Source organism: Photorhabdus sp. P32 (assembly GCF_038085095.1).
Taxonomy (GTDB): Bacteria; Pseudomonadota; Gammaproteobacteria; order Enterobacterales; family Enterobacteriaceae; genus Photorhabdus; species Photorhabdus luminescens.
The window spans coordinates 21670-43180 of sequence record NZ_JAZGJN010000258.1 but is presented as its reverse complement, the minus strand read 5'-3'; the positions used below and the strand labels follow the sequence as shown (position 1 = coordinate 43180).

At 47.4% G+C, this 21511-nt stretch carries 14 protein-coding genes; 8 read left to right on the top strand and 6 right to left on the bottom strand.

Annotation, left to right across the window (positions count from 1 at the left end):
- Positions 1-126: 126 nt before the first annotated feature.
- Positions 127-516: a hypothetical protein gene (locus V2H77_RS10985; RefSeq protein WP_341498808.1), complete on the top strand. Its 390-nt coding sequence runs from the start codon at positions 127-129 to the stop codon at positions 514-516.
- 114 nt (positions 517-630) lie between these two features.
- On the opposite strand, the gene V2H77_RS10980 is transcribed toward V2H77_RS10985, so the two are convergent.
- The 3 genes from V2H77_RS10980 to hcaR form a co-directional block, all read right to left on the bottom strand.
- The gene (locus tag V2H77_RS10980; RefSeq protein WP_341498807.1) at positions 631-1413 is read right to left on the bottom strand and encodes a fumarylacetoacetate hydrolase family protein; all 783 of its coding nucleotides are present in this window, start codon (positions 1411-1413) and stop codon (positions 631-633) included.
- 69 nt (positions 1414-1482) lie between these two features.
- The gene (locus V2H77_RS10975) at positions 1483-2385 is read right to left on the bottom strand and encodes an alpha/beta fold hydrolase (protein ID WP_341498806.1); all 903 of its coding nucleotides are present in this window, start codon (positions 2383-2385) and stop codon (positions 1483-1485) included.
- 119 nt (positions 2386-2504) lie between these two features.
- Positions 2505-3383, bottom strand: a complete 879-nt coding sequence (gene hcaR / locus V2H77_RS10970) for a DNA-binding transcriptional regulator HcaR (protein WP_341498805.1) — start codon at positions 3381-3383, stop codon at positions 2505-2507.
- A gap of 136 nt (positions 3384-3519) precedes the next feature.
- On the opposite strand from hcaR, the gene hcaE reads away from it, so the two are divergent.
- From hcaE to hcaD, 6 genes are read left to right on the top strand one after another with little or no spacing between them, the layout of a single operon-like run.
- On the top strand, positions 3520-4881 hold the full coding sequence (gene hcaE / locus V2H77_RS10965) for a 3-phenylpropionate/cinnamic acid dioxygenase subunit alpha (RefSeq protein WP_341498804.1): 1362 nt from the start codon (positions 3520-3522) through the stop codon (positions 4879-4881).
- On the top strand, positions 4878-5420 hold the full coding sequence (hcaF, locus tag V2H77_RS10960; protein ID WP_046394601.1) for a 3-phenylpropionate/cinnamic acid dioxygenase subunit beta: 543 nt from the start codon (positions 4878-4880) through the stop codon (positions 5418-5420). Before hcaE ends, hcaF begins: the two co-directional genes overlap by 4 nt.
- Complete coding sequence (gene hcaC, locus V2H77_RS10955) at positions 5420-5734, top strand: 3-phenylpropionate/cinnamic acid dioxygenase ferredoxin subunit (protein ID WP_139656928.1); 315 nt, start codon at positions 5420-5422, stop codon at positions 5732-5734. Before hcaF ends, hcaC begins: the two co-directional genes overlap by 1 nt.
- A gap of 2 nt (positions 5735-5736) precedes the next feature.
- Complete coding sequence (gene hcaB / locus V2H77_RS10950; protein ID WP_341498803.1) at positions 5737-6579, top strand: 3-phenylpropionate-dihydrodiol/cinnamic acid-dihydrodiol dehydrogenase; 843 nt, start codon at positions 5737-5739, stop codon at positions 6577-6579.
- Entirely contained in the window at positions 6569-7522 is a 954-nt protein-coding gene (locus tag V2H77_RS10945) for a 3-carboxyethylcatechol 2,3-dioxygenase (protein WP_341498802.1), read from the top strand. Before hcaB ends, V2H77_RS10945 begins: the two co-directional genes overlap by 11 nt.
- A 1-nt stretch (position 7523) precedes the next feature.
- Positions 7524-8693, top strand: a complete 1170-nt coding sequence (hcaD, locus tag V2H77_RS10940; RefSeq protein WP_341498801.1) for a phenylpropionate dioxygenase ferredoxin reductase subunit — start codon at positions 7524-7526, stop codon at positions 8691-8693.
- 393 nt (positions 8694-9086) lie between these two features.
- Here the strand turns inward: hcaD and V2H77_RS10935 are convergent, their stop codons facing one another.
- Both V2H77_RS10935 and V2H77_RS10930 read right to left on the bottom strand, forming a co-directional pair.
- Positions 9087-9380, bottom strand: coding sequence for a hypothetical protein (locus V2H77_RS10935; protein WP_341498800.1), 294 nt, complete (start codon positions 9378-9380; stop codon positions 9087-9089).
- 91 nt (positions 9381-9471) lie between these two features.
- Positions 9472-9762, bottom strand: a complete 291-nt coding sequence (locus V2H77_RS10930; protein ID WP_341498799.1) for a hypothetical protein — start codon at positions 9760-9762, stop codon at positions 9472-9474.
- A 534-nt stretch (positions 9763-10296) separates the two neighbouring features.
- Between V2H77_RS10930 and V2H77_RS10925 the strand changes: the two genes are divergently transcribed.
- Entirely contained in the window at positions 10297-19296 is a 9000-nt protein-coding gene (locus tag V2H77_RS10925) for a TcdA/TcdB pore-forming domain-containing protein (protein WP_341498798.1), read from the top strand.
- 207 nt (positions 19297-19503) lie between these two features.
- On the opposite strand, the gene V2H77_RS10920 is transcribed toward V2H77_RS10925, so the two are convergent.
- The gene (locus V2H77_RS10920) at positions 19504-21114 is read right to left on the bottom strand and encodes an ABC transporter substrate-binding protein (RefSeq protein ID WP_341498797.1); all 1611 of its coding nucleotides are present in this window, start codon (positions 21112-21114) and stop codon (positions 19504-19506) included.
- Positions 21115-21511: the final 397 nt, after the last annotated feature.

The following is a 21511-nucleotide window of genomic DNA, read 5'->3' as shown; positions in this document are numbered from 1 at the left end:
ATTTAATAATATAAAATAAGTTCTTAATAAGGATGTTTATTGCCTACAATATTAATGCGGAAAATTGTATTTGTGAAATCGCTGTATTTAATTTGGTAAAAATAATATTAACGAAAGGAATATCATATGGCCTCTGTAACAACAATTAAGACTATTGAGAATATAACCGGAGATTCAATGGTTATTATAAACGGTGAAGACAGTAATGTTGGGACTGTGATTGAAAGGAATAGATATTGGCATGGTAGTTTGCGGGTCCCCTGGATTGGTGATCAAAGTGAGTCTTGGAAAGCATTTAGAATATTTGTATTAGGAGGGTATAGAGATATCATTTGGGTTTTTCAAGATTACTATCGTCCTCCAGGTGAAAATGCAATCAAATATTGTGTAGGTGAATTCTCCTATAAGAATGCACAGGAAATTCAGGGAAATAATCGAGGTGGGGGAGATAAAATTTTCCGGCTCTCCGCCGTCCACGGACAAGTTGTACATTCTATTAAGCTTGAAATGATATAAATGATTTACGCCCCTGCTACTATGTTGCTAGTAATTTTGTTGCTAGTAATTTTGTTGCTATTAACTTTAGTGGGGGCTTTTTATGACCCCTGTTTAGAAATTAAGGCTAATTTTTCAGGCGAAACTGACCTTGGCAGATCCCACCCCGAGTAAGTTAACTTTCAACTGATCGCCAATATTAACTGGAACCATTGTAGTGAGGGAGCCAGAGAGAATGATTTCTCCACCGAGCAATGCCATATTCAATGTTCCTAGCATATTTGCTAGCCAGGCAACTGCATTGGCTGGATGCTCTAAGGCAGCGGCGCCAATGCCGGTGTCAACCAGTTTACCGTTTTTCTCCAACGTTATTGTAACGGCGGCTAAATCAATTTCTGATGGCAGACGGGAGCCATTGCCAATGACAAATAATCCTGATGAGGCATTATCAGCAACAGTATCTGTAATTTTTATTTTCCAGTCACGGATACGGGAATCGACAATTTCGATACAGGGCACGACATAATCTGTTGCTCTGAGCACATCTCCCGCTGTAATACCTGGTCCACTCAGATTGTGTTTCAGGATAAAGCCGATTTCACCTTCCGCTTTCGGTGCAATTAATTGCTCAATGGGTGCAATGGCATTGTTTTTGTAATGCATATCTGAGGTGAGAATGCCAAAATCGGGTTGATCGACACCCAATATATCCATAACTGCCTGGCTGGTAATACCGATTTTTTTACCGACAATTTGTGCCCCGGTTGCTTCCAGCCGGCGAACAATAACTTTTTGCTGGATGAGATAGGCATCGTGTAATGTTAATTCTGGATATTCATTCGAGATAGGATCGATAGCCTGACGACTCTGCCACGATTGAAATAGTTTTTCACCAAGATAGTTTATGACGTTATTCATCTATTGTTACTCCTGATCAAACCAAAGAAGTGACATTCCAACTGGAATATCACTTGTCTGAAAGAGACATTATTTGTTGCCGTTGAGTAAAAAATCGATATGGAGCCGGTTGAATGTGTCCGGGTCTTCATATTGAGGCCAGTGACCGCATTTTTCCATTACGACAAAACGGCTATTTTTGATAAGCCCGGCAAGGCGCTGACCTACTGAAACCGCAGCGGTCGGATCGTGTGTGGTCCATAGCACTAGGGTTTCAGCCTGGATTTTTGCCAGCTCATCTTCGGTCAAAAGATTACGTAAACGGGTGTCCATATCTTGCAGGCACATAATGTTTTCCATTGCAGACAACATACCTGGCTGACGATAGATGGCGAAACGGGCTTCAACCAAGTCTTCTGTCACCATAGCAGGATCTTTCATCAGGAATTCAAGACGCTTGCGGGTAGCTTCTCTATCCGGGTTTTTCACCGCGTTTAAACTCAGTGTGCGCAGGCGTTCCATCACATTTGGATCAGCAATCATGCCGCCTGCTGTGTTCAACACCAGACGGTGAATATATTGCGGATATTTTGCTGCAAACCGGGCTGCAACCCACCCACCTAACGACTCGCCAGAAAGGTGAACTTTCTTTAGATTTAATGTCTCAATCAGATCCCGTAGGTGTTCCACATAATCGATAATTTCATAGGAACGGACAGGTTTATCCGTGAAACCATGCCCTAGCATATCGATCGCCAGTACATGAAAGTGGGCGGCATGTGGCAGAATGTTGCGCATATAAGCTTCTAAATGACCGGCAATACCATGTAAAAAAATCAGAGTAGGTCCGTTGCCTGCTTCAAGAACACGGGTTTTTATCCCTTTTACATCGAGATGATGTAGATGGATTTCACCGCTGGCAATAGCCGACCAAAGCGAACGTAATTCAGGCTGTATAGGTTTATGTTGAGGATTCGCTGATATTGACATCATGATATCTCCATTATTTATTTTAAGTTAATACGTTATTAATATAACGACAGCAGGTAACATTCACTAATACTTAATATGTCTAGTCTGAAAGGTAAAAACGATGGTGCTTATTTTTATTCTTACAGGTATTTATTTTCAACAACATCTATTAAGTGAGATAATAATTCTGATGTGTTATCTTTTCGCCACGCCATTATTAACTCTATTGTGGGAGAATATCCTGATAATGGCCGACAAATAACAGCATCTGTCATGATGCTAGTAATATAGAGCGGTACTATTGCACACCCTAAATTCAGACTAACCATGTTTAAAATTAATAGCATATTGTTAGCTGTTTGAATAATATTAGGAACGACATTATGTTCGGTAAAATAGTTTTCTATAATTTGTTGTAATACGCCAGATTGTGTTGGATCGGGAGTAATAAAATTTTCTCCGTGTAGGTCGTCGACTGAAATTTTCTCACAATATCTTAATCTGTGATTAGCAGGCATCAGAACCACCAACGGTTCATTAAGAATGACTTTAAAATCAATATAATCACTCTTTATCGGTGGACGCATGAAAGCGGCATCAATGTCACCTTGTAATAATTTCTCTTCTTGTCCTGGATTAAATAAACTAATAAGTTCTACTTTTGCTTCAGGATGAGCCAGGCGAAATATTGGAATGACTTCAGGTAATACTTTAACTTCCGCAGATGGAACAAATCCAATAGTTAGCACAATTTGTTCTTGTGCTGCTCTACGGGCCATTTTTTTTGCTTTCTCTGCATTGTCAAGAATAAGCTTGGCTTGTTGGAAAAAAACTTCTCCCGCTTTGGTTAGAGAGACTCTACGTTTATTTCTCTCTAATAGTGTGGAACCAATATAATCTTCTAAATCTTTTATTTGTTGACTTAATGACGGTTGTGCCGTATGTAACTTTTTTGCGGCTTTAGTAAAGTTTAATTCTTCTGCCACCGCAATAAAATAGCGTAAGTGTCTTAATTCCATTGCCGTTTCCTCACATATCGAAAAAAAGTCTCAATTTAAACAAACAATGTATTTCACAAAATATTAATCTATTAATAGCATTCATTTTGCATGTTGGCAAAAAGTCAACCTTTCTTTTACATGAGGATTGAATAATATGACATTGAGCAAAGATTCAGATATTTACCGCCTGATTGATGCCCGAGCCGGTCGTGTAACTCCTCAGATTTATATCGATCCCGAACTCTATCAGTTAGAACTCGAAAGAATATTTGGCCGTTGTTGGCTGTTTCTCGCTCATCAGAGCCAAATCCCCAAACCGGGTGATTTTTTCAATACTTATATGGGAGAGGACAGTGTTGTTGTTGTCCGCCAGAAAGATGGTTCCGTCAAAGCTTTCCTTAACCAGTGTCGCCATCGTTCCATGCGGGTTTGTTACGCGGATAGCGGTAATACCCGTGCATTTACTTGCCCTTATCACGGTTGGTCATATGGTGTAGATGGGCGATTAATTGACGTTCCGTTGGAAGCATGTGCTTATCCACATGGGCTTTGCAAAGAGCAATGGGGACTTCAGGAAGTGCCGTGTGTGGAAAGTTATAAGGGATTGATTTTTGGTACTTGGGATACGACAGCACCCTCCCTGATTGATTATCTCGGTGATATAGCCTGGTATCTTGATGGTGTGCTTGATCGCCGCGAAGGAGGAACAGAAGTTATTGGTGGTGTGCAAAAGTGGGTGATCAATTGTAACTGGAAATTACCTGCTGAACAGTTTGCCGGCGATCAATACCATGCTTTATTTAGTCATGCCTCCGCTGTACAGGTTTTGAGCGTAAAAGATGGCGACGATAAAAAAGCATTAGGTGCTGATCAGACTTCACGGCCAGTTTGGGAAACGGCAAAAGATGCCGTGCAATTTGCTCAGAATGGTCACGGTTGTGGATTTTTCTTGACCGAAAAACCCGATGCCAACGTTTGGGTTGATGGCGCCGTTGCCCGTTACTACCGTGACACCTATGCTGAGGCAGAGCAACGACTGGGAAAAGTCAGAGCACTGCGTCTTGCCGGTCACAACAATATTTTCCCGACACTTTCCTGGCTTAACGGTACTGCAACTATGCGGGTGTGGCATCCACGTGGACCGGATCAGGTGGAAGTTTGGGCATTCTGCATTGCCGATAAAGCAGCTTCCCCAGAAGTAAAATCCGCTTTTGAGAACAGCACTACCCGTGCGTTTGGTCCGGCAGGTTTTCTCGAACAGGATGATTCAGAAAATTGGGTAGAAATTCAGAAGGTCCTTAGAGGTTACAAAGCCCGTAACAGCGTATTGTGTATGGAAATGAGATTGGGACAAGAAAGAGTGCGGGATGATGGAATTCCGGGTGTGACCAATTATGTTTTTTCCGAAACCGTTGCCCGTGGCATGTATCAGCGTTGGGCTGACTTACTCACCAGTGAAACCTGGGATGAGGTAGAGGAAAAAAGCCGGGCTTATCAGCAGGAGTTGGTCAAATGAAAGAGTTAATCGTCAATCAGGAAAAAAGGGTATCGCCGGAACTGCATTATGAAATAAGCCAGTTCTTGTATTACGAAATTGCATTACTGGATGAGTGGAAATTTCGTGATTGGCTTGAGCTGTTGTCAGAAGATCTCAGCTATACCATGCGCACCATTGTTAATGCTCAAACCCGCGATCGCCGTAAGAGTATCCAGCCGCCAACCACTTGGTTGTTTAATGACAATAAATTTCAGCTTGAACGTCGGATTGCCCGGTTGGAAACCGGTATGGCATGGGCAGAAGAACCCCCATCTCGTACACGTCATTTACTGACAAATTTAGTGATTACTGAAACGGATTCGCCTGACCAATTTCATGTTCAGTCTAATTATTTGCTGTACCGTTCACAAAAAGAGCGAGATGAAGCTTTTTATGTTGGTAAGCGGCTGGATTGTGTTCGCCGTAATCCGAAAACGGATAGCTGGCTGATTTGCAAACGTGAAATTACCTTGGATCAGGCAGTCTTAACTTTCCATAACTTGAGTGTCTTATTCTGATGAGTCAATTATTCGTATGTACTGTTGAAGAATTGCCCGATGGAGAAGCGCGTAAGGTTGAATACACACCGGATATTGCGCTGTTTCACTATGATGGCGAATTCTTTGCTGTTGATGACCGGTGCAGTCATGGTAATGCCTCTATATCCGAAGGGTATTTGGAAGACAATGCGACAGTTGAGTGTCCACTGCATACGGCCAGTTTTTGTCTCAGAACCGGGAAGGCGCTTTGCCTTCCTGCAACAGATCCATTGAAGACCTATCCTGTTGTTGTTAAAGACGGAAACATTTATATCACTGTATCGGAGGAGTAATAATGAGTTGGATCAAAGATCAAGTCATTTTATTAACAGGCGGTGGCTCCGGTTTAGGTTTGGCTTTAGTAGAACGTTTTATTGCTGAAGGAGCTAAAGTGGGCGTTTTGGAGCTATCGGCAGAAAAAGCGACAGCTCTGGCGCACTGTTTTGGTAAAGATATCTGTGTTATTCACGGTGATGTTGCTTCTTTTGAGGATAATGAACGAGCAGTGGCTGAAACTGTTCGGCGTTTTGGCAAACTAGACTGCTTTGTTGGTAATGCCGGGATATGGGATCACAAAATCAGCCTACTGGATGCTTCACCAGAGCAGATTGATAAAGGATTTGATGAGCTGATGGGGGTTAATCTGAAAGGGTACATTTTAGGGGCTAAAGCCGCGTTACCGGCGCTAACCGCATCAGAAGGCAGCATGATTTTTACGTTGTCAAACTCGTCATGGTTTTCTGGCGGCGGCGGTGTGTTGTATACCGCCAGCAAGCACGGCGCGGTCGGCATGATCCGCCAGCTAGCTTATGAATTAGCGCCAATTATCAGGGTTAATGGCGTTGCCCCTTGCGGTATGCCAAGTGATCTTCGTGGACCTGCCACGTTATCTCAGCAAGATAGATGTATTACAGATAACCTGTCATTAGAAAGTTTCGGTGCAGTTTTACCTTTGCAATTTACGCCTCAGCCAAAAGATTTCACTGGCCCGTATGTGATGCTGGCTTCTCGTGCCAATAACCGTACTTTAACGGGGGTGATGATAACGGCTGATGCAGGATTAAGTATCCGCGGCATTCGCCAAACTACAGCGGGAGTGATGTCTCCGAACAAAAAGGAGAGTTCAAATGACCGTTAAATTAATTTGTACTTCACACACGCCTTTGATGGATTTTGGTTCTCCGCCTGAAACGACAGAAAAGCATGTTCGGCAAGTTTTTCAGCAATTGGCTGAACAGATAAAGGCTTACGACCCGCAATTGATAGTGATTTTCGCTCCTGACCATTTTAATGGTTTTTTTTATGATCTAATGCCGGCATTTTGCGTTGGAGTAAGGGCGAATGCAGTAGGGGATTGGGATATTGGTAAAGGTCCACTCGATGTTCCTGAAAACACCGCGAAGGAGTTAATTTCTGCCTTATATGATTCAGGGATTGATGTGGCTCACTCTTGGCGTATGCAGGCCGATCACGGCTTTACTCAACCCTTGATGCTGCTTTGTCAAGATTTACAGCGCTATCCAACCATCCCGATATTTATTAATTGTGCAGCTAAACCGTTGCCGACATGCCGTCGTGTTGTTGCGTTAGGTCGTGCGGTTGGTCAATTCCTATTCACCACAGATCAGCGGGTATTGTTGTTAGGTTCTGGTGGTTTATCACATGACCCTCCGATACCACAGATGGGACAAGTTCCACCGGAAGTTGAAGAAGGGTTGATTGCCGGGAGAAATCCGACAAAAGAAGCGCGTCAAAAACGGCAAAACCGGGTAATTGAGGTTGGAAAATCGTTGGCTCGTGGCGAGAATGTCGTTGCTCCGTTGAATCCACAGTGGGATGACGAGTTATTACGTATATTTTGTAGTGGCGATATTCGGCGTCTTGCTTCATTAACGGAGGGAGGAATCGCCATTCAGGGTGGGAAAGGTGGACAGGAAATTCGCTGTTGGATTGCGGCTTTTGCGGCGCTTTCTGTTTACGGCGAATATAAAGCGCAACGGCATTATTACCAACCTATTAAGGAGTGGCTGACAGGGATGGCAATGGTCAGTGCTCAACCTGTAACTCAGATAGGAGCGTAGTATGCGGAATCAGACTTTTATTATCGTTGGAGCAGGACAAGCGGGGGCGATGGCCGCCGCAACCTTAAGGCAGCAACAATTTGATGGCGATATTATTTTAATTGGTAAGGAATATCATGCGCCTTACGAGCGGCCAATTTTATCAAAAGAGTATTTAATCAACCCAGAGGAAGCGCCGAAATATCTCTTCTCCGAAGATTTTTATCTGAAAAACCGGATAGATTTGCGCATAGGTCAGGCGGTCAGCCAGATTATGCCATTGAAACATTGCGTTATTTTAGAAAATGGCGGCAAGCTCAGGTATGACAAACTCTTACTTGCAATGGGAGCAAGAGCCAGACGATTCCCGCTACTCGATAAATTGGGTGAAAATGTTTATACCCTGAGAACTCTGGATGATGCGCAACGTTTACGCCAGGCGGTGAAAAAAGACAAACGGATTTTGATTGTTGGTGGTGGCGTGATTGGCTTGGAACTGGCGGCAACCTCCTGTGAATTGGGAGCAAATGTTACGGTTATCGAACAGGCGGACAACATCATGGGGCGTTGCGCTCCTCCGTTATTGCAAGATTATCTTTTGAATCGTCATCAGGAAAAGGGGGTGCAATTCTTCCTTGATACCAATATTGTTTCCGCGCAACAGCAAGGGAGTGAATTAATGCTTATATTGAACACCGGTGAAAAGGTGATCGGGGATATTATTATTTATGGTATCGGCGCTGAATTCAGGGATCAGCTGGCTGCTGATGCTGGTTTAGTGACTAATGGCGGTATCGTCATTGACAGCCGTTGCCAGACTTCTGAACCGGATATTTTTGCCGCCGGGGATGTTTGCCTCCAGAGAGAACCGCTGACAGGTGATCTCCAGCGCCGTGAAACTTGGGAAAATGCTAACCGTCAGGCGACTATCGCCGCGCATGCCATGATGGGGTTGCAACCTCCGCAGCCGGGGGCGCCTTGGTTCTGGACTGATCAGTGGGGTATTAACATCCAGATGGTTGGCAACATGCAGGCTGAAGAGTGGCATATTCAGGGCGATTTGCAATCAGATAAAGCCATTTTATTTGGTACAGAAAATGAAGTCTTAGTGGGCGCTGTTGCGATTAATCAAGGAAGGGAAATGCGCAATTTACGGAAATTACTTGCTAATCCTACGGTTGTTCCGGTGTAGGTTAGTTTTATAGAAATAGGCAATAACGGTATTTTATTGGCAATGAGTGATTTTATTATTGAATTCGGTGACCATGTGGACGGTCATCGACGAGGGTCATATTGGATCATTTATACCCGTTATCTTTCAAGTTGCCTCTTTGTTGGCTGCACTCACTCACCCCGGTCACATAGTTATCTATGCTCCCGGGGATTCGCTCCCTTGCCGTCGCGATGCATCTTGAAATCCATTGGGTATATACCCGTCATCTTTCAAGTTGCCTCTTTGTTGGCTGCGCTCACTCACCCCGGTCACATAGTTATCTATGTTCCCGGGGATTCGCTCCCTTGCCGTCGCGATGCATCTTGAAATCCATAGGGTATATAATCTTATATATTCAATCAAGTTAATGAATTATCTTACAAGTAAAGGTTCTATTACATACCCATTTTCTGTCACCCGATTTTCTCCGACAATAATCTTAGTATCAGGTAAAATGAAATATGAATATATGATTTTTAGTCTTCTGACCGACATTATATAACCACGCGAATCATCGACAACCCAAGAATATCTAAAATTTCCAGGAGCTATAGTAAAATAATCGTCGGACACTGTGAATCGTGCGTAATCAGTACTCCAGTAATTAATTGCAACTTCAATCGTGTCACATTTCGTATTGTTGGTAACGTGAATCATGCTCGCCATATTACAACCTCCTTACTATTTCAATCTGATTTTATTAAGATTTGATTTATTAGGATGCTGTTTCGGACTAACAACATTAAATATAAATGAACTAGCTTACCAATAAAGGTCTTATTACGTACTCATTTTCTGTCACCCGATTTTCTCCGACGATAATTTTGGTGTCAGGTAAAATGAAATATGAATATGTAATTCCTAGCTTTTTGATTGACATTATATAACCGCGCCAATCGTCAACAAACCAAGCAGCCCTAAAATGTTCCGGCGTGATATTAAAATAATTGTCCGACACTGTGAATCGTGCGTAATCAGTGCTCCAGTAGTTAATTGCAACTTCAATCGTATCCTCTTTCATACTGTTGGTAACGTGAATAATACCCATATTACAACTCCTCACTATTTCAATCTGATTTTATTAAGATTTAATTTCTTAGAGTGTTGGCACGTACTAACAATATTAAGTATGGACCAGCGGGTGGCATTTGAACAGAAACTTACGGTTTCGTCCCGGCGGAAATCGACCAAACTGTAAATAACGGTATGGAAGTAAGATTATCTCGTTATTCCTAAAAATCAGATATAACAATTTGCTAACAAATAACCCTCCTAAAATTCGTTATTATTTAATGTTCTATAAAAAACTCAACAATATGACTGGGGAATGTTTTAACATGGAATAATCATATATATGAATAATTAAAAATTATAATAATTTATATTTAAATTTATACAATTGTAACTATAATTCGATGTTATCATTCATATAATCTGCAATATAAACGAAAAATATAAGGAAATAATCATGCTCACAACTACAGAGCAAATAGATGTTGGCTATCCAATATTCACGAACTTAAAGAACCATGAGACTTGCTACTAAAGGGTTTTGCTTAAAAACAGACAAAGGATTACTGTAATGGCTTCTATATCCAAAGACTTCATGCATTTACTCAATACCCTGATCGATCAACAGATCAAGGCGGCAGATCGTCAAACCGAATGGTTCAACATGAGCCCCGATGAGCGTGCCGACTACGTCAGGCAGGTAGACGAGCGGCTACAGGAAATGCAGCAGAGCACCTTGAGTGTGCTGGCTGCTCAGCATTTTCAGATGCAGGACAACCCCGTTTCTGTCAGCGACCAGTTACAGACATTGCAGCAAAGACGGCAGCAGATGAACGATGTGGCCGGCACTCCGGCGATCAATGCCTATAAACAGCAACTGGACCGCGACATCCTGTTATACCGTCGCCAGCAGACGGCCATGACGCATTTTGACAGCACTTGGAACAAGGTTTTGTCCACGCTTAATCCCGGCGGCTCCAGTACCTTGAGTGCGGCGACCCTGAGAGAGGATGCAGAGAGCAAGCAGATCAGGTTGAATGCCGAGATCAAGCGTCTGGAACAGAAATTGACCATACAGGCGGCCGATTCCACATTCAGCCAGAGATACGTGACGCTGTTTGCCGAGTTACAGGCTTACAAGGAGGTTAATGCCCGCTACAACGCCTTGCTTAAGGCATCCTCTACGGAAGAGGCTGCGGCCCTCAACACACTGACCAAGGCGCCTCGGGCCTCCGATGATCTACCGGTAAATATTTCACTGTTGATGATGGAGGAGCGTCCGGGTTACATCCGTATGAACGTCGCGCTGGTCAATGCCAGCACTGATGGCCGCTTCAAGGATTTCTTCCTGGAGAACGGCAGGCTGGTCGTGCCGACGGACGGGGTACTCAACTTCTCCTTCGGCACCGCTGCTCGCTCCCTAGCCTGGCAACAGCAATATCGGCTCAAGAGCGAGCCGCCATCCTCGCGCTCGCCGACTTATGCGCCAATTCGCTCGGTGCTGGTCAAAACCGCATTCGTCGAGAAGTACTTTGCCAACTATCTGGTTTCGGAAAGCACCTTGCGTGAAGGTTTCAAAGCGCAGTTGTTGGGTAACGGTCACAAGATGCTGCTGACCAATGTTGACCGCAAGGTGCCGAATCAGGTTGGGATTCAGGTGTCCGGTCAGGCCCTGAATACCACACTTCCCCGTGAGGTGCCATTGGCAAGCGCCTTGAGTGACTTGATCAACCAGAATGCGGATATCACCAGCTTCCAGACTATCGGTCTGGAGGGGTTTCGCCAGAATAATTACCACCCGGACCGTGACGGACTTTTCGTCAATATTCATGAGTTGGAACGTTCGGTCGGTTTTGCCAATCGCCAATACTTGCTGGAAATGCCTCAGGACAACGGTTACCTGTCCGCGACGCCTTTTGGGGTGATGACCGTTGACGGCGATAAGGTGAGCAGCAGTCACTTGAACAAGATTCAGACCGACGCACTGTATCAATACAACGCTGCATTTTTCGAGAAGCTGGAGCAACTGCGTGACGGCGGAACGAAGGCCAGTCGTTTGTTCAAAGACAGCAGCGAGCGCACGGCGTTCGAGCAGCAGTTGCTGCGTTTGCTCGAACGCAACCACATCACCCCCGCAGGGGTGTTGGCGCCGGAGCACACGCGTAACAGCATGCGCGATATCAAGGGCAATAATCTGAATAAGGTGCTGTGGGAACAAGCGTTCGCCGCTTCGGTCTGGCAGAGCGCCGATAATGACCCGCTGTTGTTCGAGCTGGCGACAAAACTGGCGAAGAACCCGGCTGTGGACAAGGTTCTGCAAAGTGGTTATGTGCAAAGTGATATTGCTCAGGCTAAGGGGCTGCTGGCGCCGCTGTACGAACAATGGCGTATTCAGGCCATCGAAGAGGAAACCCGGCGGGTCGCCAGCGCCAATGCAGCACAGCATCCAAGCAACCCGAGAGTGCAGGTCTTCGATAAGGCTACGGTTGAGCATTTGCTGGATGGTAAGTTGCTCACCCTGTTATTGACCGGTCCGCAGGGTCTGGAGAGCGCCGATGCGCAATGGCGTCCAGAGGTTGAGACGGCGTTGTTAAGCAATGAGGGAAGAAGTCTACGTAAACAGGTCTTGTTCCATGTTTTGCGCCCGGTAGCCGATAGCCTTTCCAAGGCTGCGGTTCCGGTCAATCCTCACGCTGCGTTGGGGGAAGACAAGGTTATAATCAATAACCGGCTGAATCAGCCCGACCCGTACCTGATCCTCAATACCCACCCTGAGGAGCCGGCGTATCAAGAGGGTTCGTCCCTGATCAAGGAAGATAAATACCGCAGCTACAACCAGTTCCGTCCAGATCCCAAGAATGGCGCCACCCGCTACATGCATGATCTGGACACTCCGTTCGTGGGGGGGATTTCCGGGACCACCCAGACTGTCAGCAATGCTTTGCCGGAATTGTTCGGTGGCAAGTTGAGCGTCAAACAGTATTGGCAGTTCCAGATGACCAATGCAGCCTTCATGATCCGTAACGGTTATCACTCGTTTTTCGAAACCTTCTATGTCGCCGCGCGTTACGAACCGGAAGGTGCGGACAGTATCGGCAAGGACATATTGCAGATGTTCGACAAGTACCGCGCTGAGGGCAGTAAGAGGGTGTTGCAGGGTGAACTGTATGACGGCGTGATGGCGCGAGTTCTGCCGATCGTCAATCAGGGTTTGTCGGCGGCTGATGAGTTCCATCCACCGCGTTTTACCATCATTGGTCCAAGGCCGGCGCTGTTGGGGCAGGCGGTGAGGGATCTCGAACTTAAGGCCGGGTTGGTGCCTGTAGGTGATGGATTTGAACCCCGCCAGAGCAGCGCAGATATCTATCAGTTTGTCGCCGATCCAGTATTGTTCGCCAGATCCAACACCATCAGCGCCGAGACATTAGTCAGATCGGGGCGTCTCTCGGCAGAAGGGAGCGCCCAGTTGGTAAAGGTCGAGTCAGGTTTATACGAGCTCGAATACATCGATAGAAGCGCCAACGATATAAAGGCAAGAGACACTAACAGCGTGCCGGTGTATTTCCTTGGCTACAGCAGCGTCGATCAGGCTAATGCGTCGCCGGCTTATGTGGATATTCCCAAGCATGCGACCATAAGGAACTTTCTGTTCACCGGAACGCTGTCGGGCGGCTCGTTGGTGGTGACTAGTCTTGACGAGAATACCTACCGGGTCTACCGCGACGGTCGGGTCAATAGCTCGCTGCTGTACGACAATGTGGTCATGGCTGTGGACTACAAAGATTACCGGGTAGCCGGCGCCACTGAAGACCTCGCCGCAGCGTACATGCAGTACGTCGATGGAGAATGGCAACTCGTGTTCCAGCGTCAGGAGTATCAGCGAGACGGTCAGATGCTCTGGCCGAAACTGCGCGGCGGCGAAGATTCGCTCTCGATCCAGGTCGCAGGCAGTCAAGTCATTGAACGCAACCAGGCTCAATTCGCCACTTACCGCGAGCAGGTCCACCAACAACTGAAAAAGGTTGCTGCTCAGTTCGGGGTGCCAGTTGAAGGGGTCGCCGACGGTGTCTACACAGAGGGAGAGTTTTCTCCTGATCATCCGGCGATTGCTGCGTGGACCAAACTTCGCACTGAGGTTCACAACCGGTTCAATGCTGACATCAAACAGTTGATGGACAAGCGAGGTAAACTCTATGAGGAGCGGGGCAATACCACTCGGCGCGCCCTGATTGACCAACAGATAAAGCAGGTCGATATCACACTGGAATATTACAAGGCGCAATACGATACAGTCCTGCGTGAAGCGAGTTTGGTCGAACAAAGCTGGTTATGGCAGCAGATCAAGGCTAAGAACGGCGTAGCGGCTGTGGTGCGGATTGACGATACGTCTATCCGAAATAGCGGGCAGGAGCATACCGGCAGCGTGGGCGAGCGTTATGCGATCGCCGAAGCTTATCAGCGAGGCGTGCAGGGTACCGCGTTTACCGATGGTTTGCGCAACTTCCGTAACATCAGCATTCCGAAGGTGGATGACAAAATGTCAGCCCTGGAGATGAAGCGTCTGTTTCTCAAAGGTCATCTTACCCCTGAGCAACAAGGAGCCTTGAGCGGCCGCATCACTGAAGCCAGTCAGGCCGAGTACATCGACAAGGTGTTGAAGCGGGCGGCGGTGTACAATGAGGACTTTCATCGCGCTGGCAGTAGCTTTGACCGTCTGGCGCCGCAGGACTTTTATTTGTCGCTGGTCGGCGACAAATCCGGCGGTCGTTGCTACCCTCTGGTCAGGGCTATGGCGGTAGCGCTAGCTAGCAGGGGCGAGGCGGGTATCAACAGTCTGGTGGAAAAACTCTTCCTGGCTGCCGCCGATCCCCTGGCAGGCAGTTCCACGCTGCTCAAGAACAGTCTGATCAGGCTGCATTCTAATAATATTGAGGCCGTACAGGCATCAACGGCATTGGGGCAGGTCAAATTATCCGAGGTGGTTTCCCTGTTGAAAGAGGCGACTGGGACCTCGACGTTCGCGCTCAATACCCTGAATCACTCGATGATGGTGGGGAGTACGGTCGACACCGCAGGGCGTCGTTACTATTTCTATGACCCGAATGTCGGGATTTTTGCCTTCAACGACACAGTTAGCTTCTCTCAGGCCATGAAGCAACACTTGGTGGAGCGCAAACTGGCTGTTCATTACGGTGCGCTTGGCAACGAGTCGACCCCTATCTTCAACCTGGTGGAGATCGATGCCGGCAAGATGGCCGAGGTACCGGTGGGTAATGGTCTGGATGTGGCCGACCTGACCCGCCCCGGTGAATTGACTACGGTCATAGAACAACGGCGGCAGATTGAGCAGACGGTCAACGCTCAGGCTCGGATTGTCGAGGATACCCGGTTGCACACGGCGTTGGCGACCTTTGATGCCGAGCAGTGGGGGGCAAAGTTCGATGAGGCCAGTATACGTCTCGCCCGGGAAAATAGTCTTGACCAGCGTTGGATGCCAGTGATTGGCAATACTCAGGATTTGGGCGAAGGCCGCTACCGGGTTCAGTTTATCAATCGCGACCAGCCAGAGGAGACCCGTTGGGTAAGCAGCGGCGATGCCGCTTTTATCGAATTCCGCCGCTTTGTCGATGAACATATGCTCACCCTAGGCCAACATTTCACCCTCGAACGTAACCAGATGCGACCCAAGGCGGGTGTCAATGAAGCAGCTCCGGTTGATGGGCTGAACGCCGGGTTTGCGGTGCAGACGCTGATCCAGTGGTTTGCCGACAAAAACCGTAACGACGTGGCGCATGGGATCGCTTCGCCTGACTTAGCCACTGCGCTCAAAGTCCACAGCTACCTTAACTTTGTCCAGATGGCTCATGGTGGCGTACAGGACGTGGCTAAGGTCACTGAACTGGTGCGTACCGCGCTGCGCGGCGAAGTGGTAGCCGCTGAAACCTCGCTCAAAGACTTTGCCTCTACCTTAGGGCACATTGTTAATGAAGGCGCCGGTGTGTTGTTTGGCGGCGCTATGGTTGGATTGGATGCCTATGAGCTGGCTCACGCCGAGAATGACGTACAGAAGGCGGTGTTCGGCACCCAGTTGGCATTCGATTCGGCTAGCTTCGTCACTGGCGCCGCCGGGGTGGGGGCCGGGTTGATGGGCGCCTCGACGGCCGGGGCAGTTCTTGGTGGGGTCGGGGTGATTTTTGGCGGACTCGCGGTGGGCTTTACGGCACTGGCGCAGGCTTTTGGCGCGGTCGCCGAGGATGCTAAGGCGGTAGGCCGTTACTTCGATATAGTCGATAAGGCTTACAAGAACAATGGTTATAAATATGACGACAAGAAAGAGGTGCTGGTACCCCTGCCGGGGGCGGTGGTCAAGCGTCTCGACTTGCACAATAACCAGATAGTCTTCGATAGCCAGTACATTTACCGCACCCATTCCGGCTCTACCGGTTCAGGGAAAATCAATTATTTCTTCTGGGTTGGTGATTTTCCTCGAATGGTCCAGGACCGTGGTCAGGCGATCGAGGTGCGTAGCGGCATTGGTTATAATAAGGCTTCCCAGACCCTCGAGCACGGCGACAGCAATGTTGTGATCCTGCCGGGCACGCCCAAGTCCTACATCCGTTACGAATACATGCTGCTCCCCGGCGCCACCACACGCCATGATGCCGGCTTTGACGTGATCCGCAGGCTTGAGGAAGACAAGCGGTTCGACTACGACTTCTACATCTTTCCGGGGGAAGAGACGATTCGCAGGATTCATCATGAGTACGTCGATACCCCGATCGAGGTGGTGCTCGATCAGCGCAACCGGCAACTGGTGGTACCTGAGCTGCCGAAGGAGTTGCACGGTTTTCTGCGCTACGAGATCAAGGGGGCGGGCGGCGAATATCTGATCGGCCTCAACGAAGGCACCCGGGTTAAGCTCATGAGTGATAGCGACAGTGCGTTGTCGCGCTGGATTATCGATAGCAGCCAACTCGCCAGTAGCAGCATCAGCGTGTCGAAGAACCAACTGATGGTCGGCGGGGTTGTGGTAGAACTTGACCCGACCCAGAGCGGACAGGTATTGGTGGTCAATGGCAAGGGCGAGGTGCGCGAAGTTGACTTTACCGACCTGACAACTCAGGTGGTAAGTGAAGATGCAAGCAAATGGCAGATACCCGGCCAGCAAATCGAGCAGCATCTAAGTGATTTAGCCAAGGCGCATCAGTTGCACGGGCAGTACGTAGTGGTGGAGAACTACAGTCATAATGGGCGTAATGTTGGTCGAGCTTTCTATGACGTAGCCAAAAAGCGGATGTTATTCACCGATACCACTCACGAACAGGCCAGACATGCCCAACTAGGGGCGGTGATAGGTGACCATGCCTATTTCTTCGATGCCGACAATGCAGCGGCGTGGCGAGTAAACGCCGCCACCGGACAGATCGACGCGCAGTTTGAGCCGTGGTTCAACCAGAATGCAGGCAAGATCAGTCGGCTATGGCAGGAAGGGGGGGCGGTTTATCTGGCGCGCCGTTATCAGCTAAAGGAGCGGGAAGCTGAACTGAGCTATCGAATCTTTGATGACCGAATCCTCGGTGACCGAATGGAGTTGGTCAGTGTGGTGGGTGATGATGCGCTGCTCCAGTTTTTGGCACGTACTGACCGGCATAGTGATGAGCTCAAGTCCATACTCCAGGATTACGAGAGCAATGGCACACAGCGTGAGACTCCGACGTATACGTTGGACGCACGGTTGTTGATCAAGCCGACCAACGCGGCGTTAGTCACGGTGTTCGGCGTGGATGCGGCTGGCGTGCCGCACCGCTACTGGATACGTACCAGCGACGGTACGCTAATCAAGCCGAATCTGGCGCCGCCGGCGGATCAGACGTTGTATTTCAAAGAGCACGAACAGACCCGCAGCGCTTGGCAAATCCCGGCCGACTTGGTGTTGGCGGGTAGCATTACTCGTCCCGCTGGCGCGGAAGTGTTCTTTTTCTACAGTAAGCAGCAGAAAGCCCTGTTCCGTCAGGAAGGACCCGGGCCGGAGGTACTTGACGCCAATCAGCCGAGCGCATTGCGCATCAGCACTCCGGCGTTGGCCAATCTGGTTAACCTGAACGGTAGCCTGATCGCCGTCACTGAGGATGGGCGAGTGGCCCGGCTTGATGCACTGGGGCAGCTTAACTACGAAGCGGTCAACGAACATTGGCTCAAGGGACGTTCCCACTGGTGGCAGGATCTGGCGAGTGTTACTGGCGACAGAGCCACACTGGCGGTGTTCGGGGTTAAGGGCGCCGATGGCGAGAGTCTGCTACCGGTGTGGTACCACAACGGTCAGGTCGTGGTGGCTTCCGCTCCCCTGCAAGACAAGCATCTACAGTTTCTGGGATTCGACGCGGACGGCTCCAGCATGCGACTGTTCGAACCCGCCAGTGGTAAGTTATATCGTCAACCGCCTATGACTGCTGATGAGTTGGCTGACGCGTTCGGTACCGACGAGGTGCTTGACGTTTCGGCACAGCTTCCCGCTGCCAGTGAGCTGGCGCCTGAACTGCACCTCAAAGCGGCGGAGCAAGTTGATGCCGGGCTGCGCCTGACTACCGTCAAGGGCGAGATCCTGCTACGAACCAATGACGGCAAATTGCAGTTAGTTGCCGTCGATAAAGGTTGGCAACAGGATAACTTCGCCCGTCTGCCACAGGCGCTTGCTAAGATCGCCGGTCAGTGGCGAGCCAAAGGCGTGCTGACCTTGCAAGGCGATAACACGCAAGGCTGGTTCGATATCGGCAGTGGTCAGGTGTTTTCCCGCAATAGCATCCCTGCCGCAGACAACCTGCGTTTTGTCGGAGTTGCTGCCGGGAAGATGGGCGCGTATGTGTACAACCCAACGAACCAGTCACTGTACTGGATTCAGGAAGGCGGTGTGAGAAAGCTGAACCACTACACCGGCGTCGAGCGTATTGGTTCGTCGCTGTTGCTTCAGGGTGGCGGCGTGGGCGGTCATCTGGACGATCTGACCCCACCGCTGATTGTCGGTGTTGATAGCGTGGTGTTGCATGGCGGTGCTGATAACGATACCTACCGCCTCAATCAGGCGATGTGGTCACATTACCGCACGGTGATCATTGACAACGATGACCCGGGCCAGGCTTTGGACCGCTTGATCATACCGGTGGCTGATGCGGAAAAAATGCTTGTCAGCCGCCACGAGGATGACCTGATGTTGACTGACTCGGCTAATGGTACGACCTTGGTGATTCGTGAGGTATTTGGTAGCCAAGCGATGACGCACCGGCATCTAGAGATCGAGCTGGAAGGTTCCTCGTCGATGATCAGCGTGGACCACTTGGTCAAGAACTTTACCCAGCCGGGTTACACCAAAGGAGGATTGGTGGAGTTGTCTTGGGCCAGCAGGCAACCTGTCATCGAGGCCCATGCAGTTGCTGCTGTCCCGGAAGCGGATGGGCCGAACCTGGCGAAGTTGAGCGAGGCTATGGCCTCATTCCCTGATATCGGCGGTGCCAGCGAGCACTTGCCGCAATACCATCAGGCCACACAGGCGTTATTGGTGCCGTCTCTGCTTTGAGCTTAGCAGGAGAAACTACAGGAGGGGCGTAAAGCCCTTCCTGTCTCCGGGCTCAGGTCGATTCTTTCTGTATACCCGTTATCTTTCAAGTTGCCTCTTTGTTGGCTGCATTCGCTCACCCCGGTCACATAGTTAGCTATGCTCCCGGGGATTCACTCCCTTACCGTCGCGATGCATCTTGAAATCCATAGGGTATAGATGCCCCTGTTAGTGCTTAATAACATAGAGATCTTTCGATGACATAAGACCGAGTGGGCTGATGTAATATCCTCCAATATAAGGTTTTATTAATCTGGCGCTAACATAGTAATAAATAGGAATTGTCGGGACATCTCTTGTAAGAATATCTTGTGCTTGCTGGAAATATTCTATGTTATTTGTTGCTTTGGCTTTACTGATCAGATCATCATAAACATCATTATGATATGATGATGTATTATTAGAACTATTGGTGACAAAATTATTTAAAAACGAAGCAGGATTATCGTAATCAGCTATCCATGCGTGTCTTACTAAATCAAAATTGCCTTGATGCATGGTGTCTAACATTGTTTTCCATTCTTGATTTTGTAAAACAGCATCCACGCCCAAATTTTTCTTCCACATTGAGGTGGCTGCAATAGCAATCCTTTTATGATCCTCTGATGTATTGTAAAGAAGATGAAGTTTCAATGGGTTATTTCTATTATAACCCGCTTCATTCAATAACTGCCGGGCTTTTTCAATTCTTTTTGCCAGCGTCCATGATGCATAATCCGGCTGTTTTAAGTTCATTCCTCCTGTATTTGGCGGAGTATTATTATAGGCTGGTTTTTGGCCTTGCCCCAAGACTTTATCTGTTATGATGTCTTTGTCTAAAGCCAGATTTAATGCCTGCCTGACTCTAATATCATTAAAAGGGGCTTTTTGGGTGTTGAATTCGTAATAGTAAACACCTAATTTAGGGGAAATATGGACCTGGTTACCCAACTTGGTTTTTAAAGAATTAAATAAAACCGATGGGATAAGTTTGGTGATATCTATTTCTCCTGCCAAATAACGGTTCACCACTGCGGTTTCTGATGTTACGTTTAGATAGGTGACTTTATTAATCACGGTATGTTCATTGTCCCAATATTGTGGATTCCTGACGCCAATCACCTTCTCATTGACGATCCATTCAGCGAGTTTGAATGGGCCGCTACTGACAAACACATTCGGTTGAGTCCATTTTTCACCATACTTCTCAACCGCTTTTTGGCTGATGGGAACCATAACTGGATGTGCCAACATATTTAAAAAATAGGATAGCGGTTGTTCTAATGTCACTTCTACCGTTAAATCATCCAATGCTTTTACACCTAATTCATCGGTTTTTTTCTTGCCGATAAGAATATCTTTGGCATTTGCTATATACATGTTTTCAATATAACTGCCATACGGAGATGCCATTTGGGGATCAATTAAACGTCGCCAACTAAAAACCACATCGTGCGCAGTAATAGGTGAGCCGTCAGACCATTTTATTCCTTCTCTTAGATGAAACACCCAGGTTTTATTATCGTTAGTTTCCCAACGAATCGCTAAATTAGGATTTAACTTACCATCATTTCCTATACTAATTAATCCACTAAAAAAGTCGTTTATAATATCAAACTCAACATCGCTTTCAACTTTATGAACGTCAAGGGAAGCAGGTTCTGAACCATTATGACGGATAATATTCTGGTTGGTCGCCAGTTGTGTACCGGGTGGAATAATTGCTGCATGAGATAATGTCAAGCTTCCAAGCATAATTCCTGTGAATAAAGATATGTTTTTTATTGTTTTTTTCATCATGATTTCTCCAATAATAACGCATTTTTTCGGATTAATATTGCAAGTTGTAACGCCTGAAATTGGATCTAGGGTAAGTCATTCGGCTAAACGTGGAACCAAGGGTAATTATAGCTAAATATGTATTATTTCATTACAGATGTTGGTGATTAATAATTTTATTTTTCTAATTACCCTGTTTAAAGAGTGATAAAAATAACCTTAATGACTTATTTTTATAAAAATTTATCTGAGCGTTGTTAATTTTTTGATTAAAAAAATTTATTTAATGACCGTATTATCTGCTTCAGATATTAGTTGGTTTTTAACTTTGAAAATCGTGTTTTGTGAATGTATTCACAGTTTATCAATAGTACGATTTCCGCTATTGCCGGGTATTAATGAATATTTACATATACCC

Excerpts from the sequence above, each read along its gene's own strand:
- hcaR (WP_341498805.1), bottom strand. The coding sequence starts at position 3,383 with ATGGAATTAAGACACTTACGCTATTTTATTGCGGTGGCAGAAGAATTA.
- V2H77_RS10925 (WP_341498798.1), top strand. The coding sequence starts at position 10,297 with ATGGCTTCTATATCCAAAGACTTCATGCATTTACTCAATACCCTGATC.
- V2H77_RS10920 (WP_341498797.1), bottom strand. The coding sequence starts at position 21,114 with ATGATGAAAAAAACAATAAAAAACATATCTTTATTCACAGGAATTATG.
- hcaC (WP_139656928.1), top strand. The coding sequence starts at position 5,420 with ATGAGTCAATTATTCGTATGTACTGTTGAAGAATTGCCCGATGGAGAA.
- V2H77_RS10985 (WP_341498808.1), top strand. The coding sequence starts at position 127 with ATGGCCTCTGTAACAACAATTAAGACTATTGAGAATATAACCGGAGAT.
- V2H77_RS10945 (WP_341498802.1), top strand. The coding sequence starts at position 6,569 with ATGACCGTTAAATTAATTTGTACTTCACACACGCCTTTGATGGATTTT.
- V2H77_RS10935 (WP_341498800.1), bottom strand. The coding sequence starts at position 9,380 with ATGGCGAGCATGATTCACGTTACCAACAATACGAAATGTGACACGATT.
- hcaD (WP_341498801.1), top strand. The coding sequence starts at position 7,524 with ATGCGGAATCAGACTTTTATTATCGTTGGAGCAGGACAAGCGGGGGCG.
- V2H77_RS10975 (WP_341498806.1), bottom strand. The coding sequence starts at position 2,385 with ATGATGTCAATATCAGCGAATCCTCAACATAAACCTATACAGCCTGAA.
- V2H77_RS10930 (WP_341498799.1), bottom strand. The coding sequence starts at position 9,762 with ATGGGTATTATTCACGTTACCAACAGTATGAAAGAGGATACGATTGAA.
- V2H77_RS10980 (WP_341498807.1), bottom strand. The coding sequence starts at position 1,413 with ATGAATAACGTCATAAACTATCTTGGTGAAAAACTATTTCAATCGTGG.
- hcaF (WP_046394601.1), top strand. The coding sequence starts at position 4,878 with ATGAAAGAGTTAATCGTCAATCAGGAAAAAAGGGTATCGCCGGAACTG.
- hcaB (WP_341498803.1), top strand. The coding sequence starts at position 5,737 with ATGAGTTGGATCAAAGATCAAGTCATTTTATTAACAGGCGGTGGCTCC.
- hcaE (WP_341498804.1), top strand. The coding sequence starts at position 3,520 with ATGACATTGAGCAAAGATTCAGATATTTACCGCCTGATTGATGCCCGA.